Source organism: Xanthomarina spongicola (genome assembly GCF_003148645.1).
Classification (GTDB): domain Bacteria; phylum Bacteroidota; class Bacteroidia; order Flavobacteriales; family Flavobacteriaceae; genus Xanthomarina; species Xanthomarina spongicola.
The window spans coordinates 323,880-338,576 of record NZ_QGGP01000002.1; the positions used below are offsets into that span (position 1 = coordinate 323,880).

Genomic DNA, 14,697 nt, shown 5'->3' on the forward strand with positions numbered 1-14,697 from the left:
TATGTTAATTTATAATATTTAATGATTATTATCGTACATGTGACCTTCAGTAAAATCTTTATAAACCTTTTTCTCATCTTCAGTATCTATTGTAAAGGTTTCGCTTAACTTATCGCTTTCTTTTCTTAATATATAAGACTTCCTCAACCCTAAAATTAATAATACTAAGAAAAAAATAACTGAAATAGACAGAGCAGTAACAATACTAGATTGTTCAATAAGGACTATAATAAGCAACTCCGAGAGTGACATAATATTTGACATTGTAGGTATTCGATTTGGTTAATAGCTAATCAAATATAAACATTTTTTTTTACTAATCAACTAATACTTATTGCTCTATGTGTTTTAGTACCAATCTAATTGTATGACTTCAATGTTCTTATTCCCTTTGTTTACTATAGATTTAAATTTTTTAACATCGCTAAAACCATTAGTTCCTTTATAATGGTATGGGAATACTTGTTTAGGCTTAAAATCTAATACTGCACTTGCAGCACTTTCAACAGACATTGTATATGGTAAATTCATGCAAACAAATGCGATATCAATATTTTTTAAATGGCGCATTTCAAATGTATCTTCAGTGTCTCCTGAAATATAAATACGTTTATTATTTAAAGTAAGAACATAGCCATTGCCACGAGATTTTGGATGGTATTTTTCTGCTTCTTTACGAATATTATACATAGCTACGCCTTCAACATCTAACGACATTTTAGAAGTTGAAAAAGACCTGCTTAATCCACTAAACATAGTTGTGTAGTTTGTTAATAATTCAGCAGGTAATTTATTCTTTACTGCAGCTGTACCAATAATTATAGTATTTAATGTATTTATACTTTTTAGAGTTTCTAGGTCTAAATGATCGTCATGAATATCTGTGATTAAAATAAAATTAGGTGATTTAAAGTTTTTATAAGTTTCTTTTCCACCAACAGGATCTATATAAATAGTTGTGTTATTATATTCAATAACAAGTGTTGCATGTTCTATAGGAGAAAACTTAATAGAACTATTAGTGTAACTATTATTGCTTTTATGTACTATTTTTTTTGGTTTTGCTATTGCTTTCTTTTTTTCTTGTTTTGGAGGAGTAATTATTTCAGGTTCTTCTATAACAACAGAATCTACTATTATAGAGTCAATTTCAATTTCTGGTGGAATAGAATCAGATATAATTACATCTTCAATTTTTACATCTGGAACTTTGTTTTCTTTTTTGCAACTTAGTACAACAATTGATAGTAATAGCAATGTTAAAATTTTAAATTTCATAATTCTATTTTTAAAATATAGTTAATACTATTGGTTTTTGTACCAATCTAATTGAATGACTTCAATGTTTTTATTACCCTCGTTTACTAGAGATTTAAATTTTTCAACATCACTAAAACCATCTGTTCCTTTATAATGATATGGATAAACCTGTTTAGGTTTAAAATCTAGAACTGCACTTGCAGCACTTTCAACAGACATAGTATATGGTAAATTCATGCAAACAAAAGCTATGTCAATATCTTTAAGACTTCTCATTTCTGGTATATCTTCAGTATCACCTGAAATATAAATTCTTTTACCACCTAATTCTAGAACATAACCATTTCCACGTCCTTTTGGGTGAAAATGCTTGGCCTCTTCTCTTAAATTATACATAGGTACCACATAAACAACAAGATCTAAACCTGCTTTTCTATAGTTTATACTGTGCGAGTTTTTAGGTGCAAATAAATTATATTTTACTGAATCGGGTATTTTGATTGCAACATCAACAGTTACTATGGGCTGTACAGAGTCGGTCATTACAGCTAAAAACGTTTCTAAATCAAAATGGTCTCCATGTATATCTGTTACTAATATAGCACTTGGAGGTTTTTCGTCTTTATAAACTTCTGGACCACCAACAGGATCAACATAAATAACAATATCTTCATATTCTAATATGAAGCTAGCATGATTGATGGGTTTAATTTTAATTTCAGATAATGATTTTTTTTCAGCAGGAATTATAGAATCAGTAATAGCTTCTATATTGTTAGTAGAATCCATTTCTTTCTTGTCTGATTTACAACTGAAAGAAATAAATGCAAATAGAAATAAAATTAGTAAGGACTTTTTCATTGAAATAAATATTATGGAATAAAATTATAAAATAAAAGATAATTAACTAAATCTGCTTTTTAAATCTTCAACTAAAGATTCAATTTGTTTGTTTTTTGCTTCACGTTCTAATCTAATTGCAGGTGCCTGGCGTGATTGACAATCTGATATAGCACAACGTTCGCAAGTAACACCAACTTGTTTTGTTTTAATTTTTGTATTCTCTAAAAAACCTAATTTTCGTTTTAACTGTTTATCAATTAATAAACCAACACTAATACTTCTAAAATGATTTTCTCTAAATGGATCTTTTGTAGCTGAAGAGAGTACAAGGTATTGCACGTTTTCGTTTGGGTAATGTGATATTTGCATATCGAAAATATGTTCTTGTTTACTCTTGCTAATATCTTCTAATACGTTTAAAGATACCCAACGTCTGCAATAATGCTCATTAGTCTCGTTGGCATGTGGAGAATGAAGACTAGATATATGTAATTCTTTTTTTAAATAAAATTTTTCGCTTCCAGCACGATGTGTAAAGCGTAAAAAGAATAAATTTTTAATATTAAAATCTTTAGGTAGAATGTTTGTTAGTCTTTGATAGAAAGATTCTGGAGATGCATTAAAAGAGTTGAGTATATTTAAAAATTGTTTTTCATCGAATTCTTTTTTAAGGAATAGATTTGAAAGTTCTTTTGTAATAATATCTCTTGGTAAAATTAAAGCACCTGCAAAATATGAGGCGTAAAAGTTGTTAAGAACCTGATCGAAATTTTCAAATTTTATCCAGGTAAACGTGTAAAGTCTTTCTTTATATTCTAAATAATTATAGGCTAATTCTTTAGCGTAAATAAAAGTTCGTTGTGCATCGTCTATTTGATTTGCTAACAGTAATGTTTTTGTTTTTGGAATAAAAACAGACCGAAGGTTATCTAAAGCATGATGTTTATTTAATTCAGTTTCATTAATGGTATAGCCATATTCTTCTGTTAAAATTTCTTCTAAATCTTGAGAAGTAATAGGTTTAGATAAGTCTATTTGATACGCTTCAGCAAATGCCACTACACTTTGTTCAATATCATCAAAATAATTATTGTTTGCTTCTTGAAAAGATCGTACTGAGGCTAAATAAAAACTTTCTCTACTAAAATTGTAATTCTGTGCAATTTCTATAATGGTACTTATAAAGGCATTGACTTTAGCTGGTGCATTTGCAACAATATCTATTAGATTACTTTCTTTAATCCCAAATAATTCCAGAGGGATTTCTTTTAATATTTTCGATTGTAAAATATCACCAATTGGAGCTAAATTCTTATCTAATTTTAAGGAAACCATATGATCGTATGGTACATCTAGTTTGTCTGCAAGAATAGCAATTTTGTCTGGTTTCGGATATTTTTTTCCTTTTTCAATTTCATTTAAATAAGACTTTGACAAGCCAGAAAGTTTAGAAAGCCCGAAAAGCGATAATTTCTTATCAACCCTTATTTGCTTTAACTTTAAGCCAAAAATTAGTTTAATATATTCTTCCTCCATAAAGGCAAATATAACTAATTATGCGAACGTTCGTTTTTTAAAGCAAAATGAAAATAAAATATTAAATTTTTTGAATGCTCACTATTTCCTTTTAATTTAAAGATATTTCAATTTGCATTTGCTCTAATAAAGTCGGTTATAAGGTAAGTAATTAATTTACCAACTTGTGTTTCTGTTTCAGGAGTTGGAGCAGCTTCACAAATATGTAAGTATGTAGCATTTTCATGATTTCCAAAATAAGTAACAAATTCTCTAACTTGATTAACTGAAAAACCACTTGGTGTCATAGCACTACTTGGTATATTTTGAATGGCATCGCAATCAATTTCTATTCCGAAAGAATCTTTATTAACATGATCTAATGCTTGTTCCATTGCATTATTATAGCTTAATTCTTTCTTAATTTCAATTTCTTCAAAAGTATTATAGGCTATATTGTTATTGTTGTCAATTGCTTTAAAAATTAAATCGGATGTATAATTTTCATGTAAACCGAATATAAAATAGTTCCTTAAAAAACCTTCGGAAAACGCATAACTAAACCCGTTTCCACTATGTCTACCTTCTTCCTTTCTAAAATCTGTATGGGCATCAAAATTAACAACATTTATACGCTTATTTAAAGCTAAAGAAGTTCCTTTTAAATTTCCATACGCATTGTTATGTCCACCACCAATTATAATTGGTTTTTTACCAGCACAAATTATATTATAGATTAGGTTTGATACTTCTTTGTCTATTTTAGCAACTAATTTTCTCGCTTTGGCAACATCTTTTACTTTACTTTGATTAAGAGTTGAAAGCTTTTTTAATTCAGATTCAAAGTTAAGATGACCTAATACAAGTACTTTTTTAGCAAGAGTGAACTTATTACTTTGAATATTTAACAAAATTTTAATTGTAGCCTCCCAAGAAGCTGAAGTTCCTGATTTTCCGTAGTTTGCGAAAACTCCTACATCTTCGGGTAAACCTATAATTACATAGTCGACATCCAAAGTTTTAAGTTGCTCGTATATATTGGAAATGTCGGTAATCATTTTAATATGTTCACCAAATTTGGATTCAGCTTGACGTTTATTAAGCAGCTTTTTTAAAGTAGATTGATTAAATAAAACTAGTTTGTCTTCCATGTTTGAAAAGAATATTAAAGTAGTTAAAATTACATTTTATTTATTGAAACATTTAAAACTAAAACAAAAAAATAATTTAAAAACAAGTTAAACAAACAACAATGGAAAATAACAAAACAAATAACATAGGATTAAAAGTTGCTTTAGGAATCGCTTTAGTACTTTTTATTGGAACTGCTTTTTATTCTTTCGATCTTTTAAAGAATAAAAAAGAAACTGAAGCTCAATTAATTGAAGAGAAGCAATTAGTTATGAATGACCTAAGCAATATGGCAAAGCAATATGATATTGTAATTGGTGATAATGAAATAGCAAACCAACATTTAATTGAAGCCAAAGAACGCATTCAAGGTTTAATGGACTCTCTAAAAATTTCTGAAACAAACGTAAAAAGTTTATGGAGATATAAATCTAAGTACTTATCTCTACAAAAAGAAATGGATATTTTATTAACTGAAAACGATAAGTTAAAAATTGAAAATTCTTTATTAGCAACATCTTTAGACAGTACAAGAGTTCGTTTAGAAGAGCGTACAATGTTTACAGATTCTTTATTAGTACAAAACACAGCATTAGCTGAAGTTGTTGAAGATGCAGCTGTTTTAACTACTGTTGGATTAAAAGGATTTGGTGTTATTGAAAGATCTTCAGGAAAATTAGTTCCAACTGAAAGAGCAGGACGTTCAGATAAAATTAGAGTATGTTATACTGTTGCTAAAAACAAATTAGTTAATGCAGGAGAACAAGAATTATATGTACAAGTAATAGATCCAAAAAACAATACTTTAGGTGTAAACGAGCAAATTCAGTTTGGTGAGCAAACACTTAATTATAGTTTAGTAAGTAAATTTAATTACGAAAATGCAAACTTAAATATTTGTGAGTTTGTTGCTCCATCTGGTGACGGTTTTGAAAAAGGACGTTATACTGTAAATGTTTTTAATGAAAATGATTTAGTATCAACAACAGAGTTTACTCTTCAATAAAAATTGTTATAATTAGTTAATATCCATAGAACTGATAATAACAAAAACCCGAAAGCTTAATGTTTTCGGGTTTTTTATTGAGATAAACTTTTAATACAGGCTTCACGAATCTTCCAAATACTTTCAAAAGTATAATTTATAGATTCTTTAATAATCCACTGCCTTAAATAGAATTGATGTTGTTTTTCTTTGTAGCTACCTATTTGATTTGGTGTTATTTCTTCTTCAATTAAAATTGATTCTTCAAAAGTTTTAGAGCTAATTGTATTACTTGTAATATCTGTAATAATGTTATTAATTTTCAAATAGCAATGAGCTTCAGGTAAATAGGTAAGTTGCCATTTCTTTAATACTGAACCAACTCCTTGTGTGTTTTCTTCGCACATGTTATAGATTCCAAGAAATAACTTGACATTTGTTATATTATTTTGCCTAGCAATTTCAGCTAGAAATGCATGTTTTGTAGAACATGTTCCTTTTTGTTCTTTCAATACCAACCTGTAATCACTACGATTGGTGTTTCGTCCGTAAGGTAATTTTTTTATATAGGTAAGTGCTTCATCAAAACTATTAACACCACATTCAATAAGCTTTTGCGAAAGTTCTTCTTTAGAGTTTATTACAAATTTAGTATGGTTGTCCATTTATTATTACTTGGTCTATGTGATTTTCGCCAAATGCATATGGCAAAAACGCATAACTTGGAATTGTTTTTGTAATAATTAGATTTGCTTTCTTACCTCTAGTAATACTTCCGTACCTGTTTCCAATATTCATAGCATAAGCACCATTTATAGTAGCTGCATTTATTGCTTCTTCTGGAGTCATTTTCATTTTTATACAGGCTGTACTTATTACAAAATTCATGTTGCCACTAGGTGTAGAACCTGGATTATAATCTGTAGCCAAAGCTAAAGGCAATCCAGCATCAATAATTTGTCTTGCTGGTGTATATGGAATACTTAGAAAGTAGGAGCAGGAAGGTAATGCCACAGGAATTGTATTACTTCCTTTTAAAGCATCAATATCTTCTTGATTTAGTTCTTCTAAATGGTCTACTGAAAGGGCTTGATATTTAACACCAAGTTTTACACCACCAAATGCATTAAATTGGTTTACATGAATTTTTGGAACAAGTCCATGTTCTATTCCGGCTTTTAAAATACGTTCTGTGTCTTCTAAATCGAAATATCCTTTTTCACAAAATACATCTATATAATTTGCTATTTTATCTTTGGCAATTTCAGGAATCATTTTATTTATTACTAAATCAACAAAAGCAGATTTATTATTTTTGAATTCTTTTGGAATTGCATGTGCTGCTAATAGTGTGGCTCTTACTTTTATAGGAAAATCTCTTTTTAATCTTTTAATAACACGAAGCATTTTTAATTCTGCTTCAATGGTTAATCCATATCCAGATTTAATTTCAATGGCACCAGTACCTAATTTAATAACATTATTTAAGCGTTGTGCAGATTGTAAGTATAAATCTTCTTCAGTTGTATTCTGAAGTTTTTCAGCTGAATTTAAAATTCCACCACCACGATTAGCAATATCTTCGTAACTCAACCCATTTATTCTATCAACAAATTCTTGCTCTCTATTTCCAGCATAAACAATATGCGTATGAGAATCGCACCAAGTTGGAAGCACTATTTTTCCAGTGGCATCAATAATTTCGTCTGCATCTAAATTTTGTATATCATTCATAGAGCCATAGTCTACAATGGTATCATGATCAATTAATAGATAAGCATTTTTTATGCTTGGTAAGATTTTCATATCCTTCCCTTTAATAATAGGTACATGAATATCTCTAACTTGGAGTAGTTCTTTAATATTTTTGATAAGAATTGACAAAATGTAGTATTTTTTTCAAAGTTGCTTATTTTTTTGGTAATAAAAAAACGCTAACAAAAGATGTTAGCGTTTTCATATTTTATATTGTAAAAGAAAAAATTATTCTTTTACAAATTTAAAGCTTGAATTTAAATCATCTAATCTAAGTATATAAATTCCATTTTGAAGTTTAGAAACATCTAAAGCTTGATTTACATTTATAGACTGACTTATTATTTTCTTACCTAATATGTCGTATACTGAAACATTTGTTTTTTCAGTTATTCCTTTAAAATTAATTCTGTTAGACGTTGGATTTGGGTAGATACTAACATCACTTGATAATTCAATTGCAGGAATACTCAGCAGATTCAATTCATTTTCAATCCATTTTAATCTATTATCTTGATAACCAATCGTTGCTATATCTATATCACCATCATTATCAAAGTCGTTTATTGTAAAACCGTAAACTTGATTATGGAAATTATTATCTCTAATTATTGTTTCACTACCTAAACCACCAACAGCATCGCTTTCAAACCAAAAAACATCATCATTTGCATTTAAACCATCAGCTGCAATAATATCATTATAAGAGTCGTTGTTTAAATCTGCTACAAAAGCAATTGAAGGATAAGGGTGTGTATTATTAACTATTACCTCAGAAAATGTTCCAGAACCATCATTTTGATAATATGCTATTTGTGGTCCATATAAATCAACTTTTAATATGTCTAAATAAGAATCATCATTTACATCTCCAAAAGCAAGACCAAACAGATATGTGTTTCCAGTTGAAATATCTCCCCCTGCAGATTCTGTGAAACTTACTGGGTCGTTATCTGTAAGGGGATTATAATTATTATAATACAATTCAACTGTTCCTGTATCTACATTTGCAACAACTATGTCTAAATCGGTATCTCCATCAACATCTGCAATGTCTATATTTCCACAACCTAACCCTGCTGTTGCTGGGATAACATCTTGTTCTGTCCAAGGTAATCCATCGTTTGCAAACCAAATTACTCTATCTGTATCTCCATCTCCTCCATATACGGCTAATGCAATATCTAAGGTAGTATCAGAATCAATAAAACCAGTAACTATAGTTCCTGGGCCATCTACAGTACTTGATATTATAGCTTCATCTGCAAATGTGCCATCTCCATTATTTGCATACCAAACTAGTTTGTCACCATCGTAAGATGTTGCAAGAATATCATTTCCATTAATACCATCAAGATCTGCGATATGAACTCCATTAACTTGAGTTAAAGTTTTAACCATTGGTGCAGCAAATGTATCATCTTCATTATTAATGTATATTTCAACGCTATTTGTTTGTGTACCAACAACAATATCTGGATGAGAACCAGAATTTAAATGACCAGAAGCAATGACATAAGGACTTGCACTTGCTGTTGTTCCCACAGTGTGTGTAATAAACGCCTCTGCTTGACTAAATCCAGCAATTATTATAGCGTTTAAAAATAGTAAAGTAAGTATTTGTTTTTTCATAATTTTATTATTTGTTAAAGCTAATATAACAATATTTCTTCATATAACACCTTTTATCGATATTTTTAGTACTTAATCGTTATTTAATAATTCCAACCATATCTTCTGGTTTTACCCAAGCATCATAATCATCGGCAGTAACATAACCTAAATTAATAGCTTCTTCTTTTAAGGTTGTTCCATTTTTATGTGCTGTATTTGCAATTTCTGCAGCTTTATAATAACCAATTTTAGTATTTAAAGCTGTTACAAGCATTAGGGAATTGTTTAATAATTGTTTTATAACTTCATGGTTTGGTTTAATACCTACAGCACAGTGCTCGTTAAAACTCATGCAAGCATCACCTAATAATTGAGCTGACTGTAACACATTGGCAGCCATCATTGGTTTAAATACATTTAGTTCGTAATGTCCTTGAGTACCACCAACAGTAACAGCTACATCGTTACCCATTACTTGTGCACAAACCATTGTTAATGCTTCACATTGGGTAGGATTTACTTTTCCAGGCATAATTGAGCTTCCTGGCTCATTAGCTGGAATAATAATTTCTCCAATTCCTGAACGAGGTCCAGAGGCCATCATTCTAATATCGTTTGCAATTTTATTTAATGAAACGGCTAATTGTTTTAATGCTCCATGTGTTTCTACTAAGGCATCATGTGCAGCTAAAGCTTCAAATTTATTTTCGGCAGAAACAAAAGGTAAGTTGGTAAATTTTGCAATGTATTCTGCAACAAGTTCAGCATAACCGTCAGGAGTATTTAAACCTGTACCAACAGCAGTTCCACCTAAAGCTAATTCAGATAAATGTGGCAACGTATTTTCTAGTGCTTTTAAACCATGATCTAATTGAGATACATAGCCAGAAAATTCCTGACCTAAAGTTATAGGTGTCGCATCCATTAAGTGTGTACGACCAATTTTAACCACATTTTTGAATTCGATAGATTTATTATGAAGTGTATTTCTTAATTGAATAACTCCATGAATGGTATTTTCAACTATTTTTTTATATGCAGCAATATGCATACCTGTCGGAAAGGTGTCGTTTGATGATTGCGATTTATTAACATCATCATTGGGTTGAATGGTTTTTTCACCTTCACCAATAACTTTTCCTGCAATTTGATGTGCTCTGTTTGCAATCACTTCATTGACGTTCATGTTGCTTTGTGTACCAGAACCTGTTTGCCAGATAACTAATGGAAATTGATCGTCATGTTTACCTTCAAGAATTTCATCGCAAACTTGAGCGATTAAATCACGTTTTTCTTCTGAAAGTACACCTAAATCTGAATTCGTATATGCAGCAGCTTTTTTTAGATAGGCAAAACCGTAAATTATTTCTAAAGGCATTGAAGCAGGAGCTCCAATTTTAAAATTATTTCTAGAGCGTTCCGTTTGTGCTCCCCAAAGTTTATCTGCAGGAACTTTAACTTCGCCCATGGTATCTTTTTCTATTCTGTATTTCATGATGTAATTGATATTTTTGCTTTTACAAATTTACGATTTTACACCTAAAAAATATATGAACATGGATTAAGTTTTTATTTAAAAAAGTATAATAACGGAAATATATTCAATTGTATTATTTTGTTTTAGATAATTGTTACTTTAGATAAATAATTTAAATGAATAAATGATGATAAAAAAATTACTACCAATTATTATATTGCTTTTTGTAAATTTCATATTTTCTCAAGAAATTGAAGTCATTTCAGGATATGGAAACCCTTTAGGTATGGCTTTAAAAAATAATGACCTATTTATTTGTGATCATGGTCCTAATTCTGGCATGGGAACTATTTCTAAAATAGATATTTTGGATAGTAATCCAGTAAATGAAGATATTTTAACTGGATTAACATACCCTAGAGTTATTTGTTTATATAATAACGATTTGTATTTTTCATCTAGTGGTCAAGGTTTAAGTAAAATAAACATTAACGAATCTAATCCTACTATACAAAATGTAGCTTCAATCTCAATAATTTACGCATTAATAGTTATAGATGACTATCTATATATTGGGAATTATCAAAATAGAATTTATCGAATTAATCTCTTGAGTTCTACTGTGCAACCTGAAATTGTGTTGGACAATATTGAAGATAGGGTATTAGCTTTTGCTAATAAAGACGACGATTTATATTTTGGATTTTCAAATAAAGTGTCTAAAATTAATGTTACAGATGAAAACCCTGTACCAGAAGAAGTGGTAACAGGATTAGAGTCTAACGTTTATACATTAGAATTTTATAATAACATTTTATTGATGGGTATGGCTATTGCTGATAAGATTGCAAAAATTGATTTAGATGCAGATGTCCCTGAAGTTGAAGACTTTATGACAACAACAATTGGACAACCTAGTTTTTTACTCTTAATAGAAGATGACCTATTTATAGCTGGTGGATTTGATGGTGGAAATATTTTTAAGGTTGAAAACTTAAGTACTTTACTTAGTGTTGAAAATAACTTACCATTTATAATAAAAAAGATATATCCAAATCCTACATCAGATTATCTTCAAATTTCTGGTTTAAAAGAAAACATCCAATATGAAATTTATAATACTAATGGAGCAAAAGTAAGTACTGGAATTTTAGAGCCTAATAGTCAAATAGATATTAGTAGTTTAAGTTCAGGAATGTATAATTTAAAATTGAAGGATGGGACTAAAGAAGCAACATATTTTAAAGTTATTAAGCAATAAAGTAAAAAAGTGTTAATAAATCTTAATATTACTATTGTGTAAAAAAACCATTTCATGTATCTTTGCAATAGATATTAAAAAAAAATAGATTTTTATTATGTTCGAATTTGACCAATACTTAGGATTTATAGCATTTTTAACCATATTAACAATTGGTTTTTGGCTAATGATATTTTTAATAACTTTCGTTATACCTTATTGGATTGGTGGAGCTTTTATGGAGCGCATGAAAGAGATTAAAGAAGAGAAAAAAGCAAAACGTGAATTAAATTAATTTCGTTTTATATTATAAATAAAAAGGAAGCCAATTGGCTTCCTTTTTTTATGCTTTGTTTTTTGAGAATTTAATTATCCTTCAAAATCCATATCGTCTCCACCATAACCACGTTGTTGACGCTTCTTTTGTTGATTAAATCTATATGTAAACGACAGTGTAATACTTCTTTCTCTCCATTGAAATTCAGAAGTTCCAGTATAAGTTGGAGTAGTAGTATCCATTTTACGCTTTCTACTATTTAATAAATCACTTACATTAAGTGCTAATGAAGCATTTTCATTGAAGACATCTTTGCTGAATGCCATATTTGTAGAAAAAATACCTTCTCTTTTATTTTGAGCATCTTCAGATGGACCTCTATAGCTTAAGCTAGTTTGCCATTCAATTTGACCAGGTAGTGTATATTTATTATTTAATCTAGCAAACCAACTAGTATTATCGTTATCAAGTGATAAACCATTTGGAGCTGTTCCAGTAAGAGATTGTTTAAAAATATTAAAATTGGCATTAATATTCCATTTACGAGAATGATTATAACCTACTGTGAATTCAAAACCATATCGATCTTCTTCAGCTAAATTAATTGGTGTACGTTCAATAATTGTAAATTCTTGACCATTAACTGTAACAGGAATGCCTGTATCAAAACTTATAAAACTAAATACATCTGTAGCATGTTGGAAGTATGCAGATGTGTTTAAAGAAACTTTACCAAATTTTTTGTAATATCCTAAATCGAACAAACCTGAATAACTTGGCGCTAATTCTGGATTTCCTCTAAATACACTAGTAATACTAGATCTAGAAGGGAAAGGATTAATAAAATAAGAGCGAGGTCTTTGAATTCGTCTACTATAACCTAAAGTTATATTCTCATCTTCACTTAATTCATAACTTAAGTTAACTGTTGGAAATAAACCTGTATAATCATTTTTACTATAGTCACCACTTGTAGGTTGATCTACTGTAATTCGAGTACTTTCTAGACGAAGTCCTAATAGATATGAAAACTTGCTTCCAACTTTACTACCAAATTGAGTATAAGCTGCATTTATATATTCACGATAGTTTAAGAAGTTAGATAAAGAGTCGTTAACAACAAATTGACCTGTATTTTCATCAAGAAATTCAATGGTGTAATCTGTATCTTGATCATTAAAATTACCACGATATCCTAATTCAAACTGACTCTTTTCTCCTATAGGTAATACATAATCTGCTTGCAATAAGATTCTAGTTTGATCTTCAAGTGTAGCAACATTTTCAGTATTTATTCCTTCAAGTAACACTCCAGAGTATTCATCTTCTGAATTATCTTCATATTGAAAATCCATAGTTAACTTTTCTCCACTAGTATCAAAATCTTTTGTAAAATTTAATGAGTACTGAATAACTTTGTCTGTCTCTTCTTCAGGATCAAAACGATTATTTTGTGAAACAAATTGTTGGTTTTCATCTAACTGAATCAATGTATTAGTCGTGTTACTTTCGTTATCTCCATTTCTATATGAAATTGATCCAATTAATGAAGCTGAATCTGTAACATACCATTCCAAACCAAAATTAGTACTTAAACCTTTTCTAACTCTGTCATAATCATTAGTCTCATCTAAATAAGAATCTGGATTGTCTACAATTAAATTACCATTATCATCATACTCTTTATTAAAGTATTGTGTATAGGAAGATGAATTTCCTGGAACTTCTCTATAATTATAACTTGTTGTATTAAATATATTAAGATCACCATCACCAGTTCTATAGTTAATATTTCCAGAAATTCCAGCTGATTTTGGGTAACCAATACTAGTTGTTACTGCTCCATTTAAGCCTTGTAGTTTACTTCTACGTAAAATAATATTTAATATTCCAGCAGTCCCTTCTGCATCATATCTAGCAGATGGAGACGTTATAACTTCTACACGTTCTATTGATTCTGCTGGTAATTGTCTTAAAGCATCAGTAGAATTTAATCCTACTAAGCCTGATGGTTTTCCATTAATTAATATTCTAACATTTTCATTTCCTCTTAAAGCAACATTTCCTTCAACATCTACAGAAACTGATGGAATGTTGTCTAAAACATCACTTACAGTACCACCACGAACTGTAAGGTCTTTACCAACATTGTATATTTTTTTATCAAGTTTAATTTCTACTGAAGTTTTTTCAGCAATTATATTTACTTCATCTAAAGCTTGAGTGTCTGCTTCTAAACTAAAGTTACCAATATTTTTATCTGAATTAAGATTCTGATTTGGAAGTGTTTGTTTTATAAATGAGATGAACTCAATTGAAACATCGTAAGTACCAACTGGTACAGGAATACTAAAATATCCACTTTGGTCTGTTATACCTCCAGTAACGATTCTGTTTTCAGCTTGACTAAAAAATGCAACAGTTGCATATTCTAAAGGCTGTCCTGTAATTTTTTCTAATACTTTTCCTGTTATGGTAACCTCTTTTTGTGCTTGAATTGTAGCGAAAGAAATAATTGTAAATAGAATTGATAATAAGAATTTATTCATGATTTTATTTTTGCAATATAAGACTGCAAAAATAGAACTTGGTTTAGTGTA

The 14,697-nt window shown here is 29.4% G+C and carries 13 protein-coding genes; 3 read left to right on the top strand and 10 right to left on the bottom strand.

The window, feature by feature from the left end; all coding sequences use genetic code 11:
- Positions 1–18 precede the first annotated feature (18 nt).
- The 5 genes from LX78_RS05450 to LX78_RS05470 all read right to left on the bottom strand — a co-directional run bounded on the left by LX78_RS05450 (position 19) and on the right by LX78_RS05470 (position 4,769).
- Entirely contained in the window at positions 19–264 is a 246-nt protein-coding gene (locus LX78_RS05450) for a hypothetical protein (protein WP_109681632.1), read from the bottom strand.
- An 84-nt stretch (positions 265–348) separates the two neighbouring features.
- Positions 349–1,278, bottom strand: a complete 930-nt coding sequence (locus tag LX78_RS05455; RefSeq protein ID WP_109681633.1) for an MBL fold metallo-hydrolase — start codon at positions 1,276–1,278, stop codon at positions 349–351.
- A gap of 27 nt (positions 1,279–1,305) precedes the next feature.
- On the bottom strand, positions 1,306–2,049 hold the full coding sequence (locus LX78_RS05460) for an MBL fold metallo-hydrolase (RefSeq protein WP_245881480.1): 744 nt from the start codon (positions 2,047–2,049) through the stop codon (positions 1,306–1,308).
- Positions 2,050–2,163: 114 nt separating this feature from the next.
- The gene (locus tag LX78_RS05465; protein ID WP_109681635.1) at positions 2,164–3,639 is read right to left on the bottom strand and encodes a helix-turn-helix domain-containing protein; all 1,476 of its coding nucleotides are present in this window, start codon (positions 3,637–3,639) and stop codon (positions 2,164–2,166) included.
- 107 nt (positions 3,640–3,746) lie between these two features.
- The gene (locus tag LX78_RS05470) at positions 3,747–4,769 is read right to left on the bottom strand and encodes a formimidoylglutamase (RefSeq protein WP_109681636.1); all 1,023 of its coding nucleotides are present in this window, start codon (positions 4,767–4,769) and stop codon (positions 3,747–3,749) included.
- A 101-nt stretch (positions 4,770–4,870) separates the two neighbouring features.
- Between LX78_RS05470 and LX78_RS05475 the strand changes: the two genes are divergently transcribed.
- Entirely contained in the window at positions 4,871–5,755 is an 885-nt protein-coding gene (locus LX78_RS05475) for a chromosome partitioning protein ParA (protein WP_109681637.1), read from the top strand.
- A 74-nt stretch (positions 5,756–5,829) separates the two neighbouring features.
- Here the strand turns inward: LX78_RS05475 and LX78_RS05480 are convergent, their stop codons facing one another.
- The 4 genes from LX78_RS05480 to fumC form a co-directional block, all read right to left on the bottom strand.
- Positions 5,830–6,399 carry a hypothetical protein gene (locus LX78_RS05480; protein WP_109681638.1) on the bottom strand — a complete coding sequence of 190 codons (570 nt, stop codon included), beginning with the start codon at positions 6,397–6,399 and terminating at the stop codon, positions 5,830–5,832.
- Positions 6,383–7,618, bottom strand: coding sequence for an imidazolonepropionase (gene hutI / locus LX78_RS05485; protein ID WP_109681639.1), 1,236 nt, complete (start codon positions 7,616–7,618; stop codon positions 6,383–6,385). The genes LX78_RS05480 and hutI overlap by 17 nt, the downstream gene beginning before the upstream one ends.
- Before the next feature lie 99 nt (positions 7,619–7,717).
- Complete coding sequence (locus tag LX78_RS05490; protein WP_109681640.1) at positions 7,718–9,121, bottom strand: T9SS type A sorting domain-containing protein; 1,404 nt, start codon at positions 9,119–9,121, stop codon at positions 7,718–7,720.
- Positions 9,122–9,200: 79 nt separating this feature from the next.
- Positions 9,201–10,598 carry a class II fumarate hydratase gene (fumC, locus tag LX78_RS05495; RefSeq protein WP_109681641.1) on the bottom strand — a complete coding sequence of 466 codons (1,398 nt, stop codon included), beginning with the start codon at positions 10,596–10,598 and terminating at the stop codon, positions 9,201–9,203.
- A gap of 166 nt (positions 10,599–10,764) precedes the next feature.
- Here fumC and LX78_RS05500 point away from each other — a divergent pair, with 166 nt between their 5' ends.
- The gene (locus tag LX78_RS05500) at positions 10,765–11,841 is read left to right on the top strand and encodes a T9SS type A sorting domain-containing protein (protein WP_109681642.1); all 1,077 of its coding nucleotides are present in this window, start codon (positions 10,765–10,767) and stop codon (positions 11,839–11,841) included.
- A gap of 97 nt (positions 11,842–11,938) precedes the next feature.
- Entirely contained in the window at positions 11,939–12,115 is a 177-nt protein-coding gene (locus tag LX78_RS14790) for a hypothetical protein (protein ID WP_170109802.1), read from the top strand.
- A 74-nt stretch (positions 12,116–12,189) separates the two neighbouring features.
- Here LX78_RS14790 and LX78_RS05505 read toward each other — a convergent pair whose 3' ends face one another.
- On the bottom strand, positions 12,190–14,646 hold the full coding sequence (locus LX78_RS05505) for a TonB-dependent receptor domain-containing protein (RefSeq protein WP_109681643.1): 2,457 nt from the start codon (positions 14,644–14,646) through the stop codon (positions 12,190–12,192).
- Positions 14,647–14,697 lie beyond the last annotated feature (51 nt).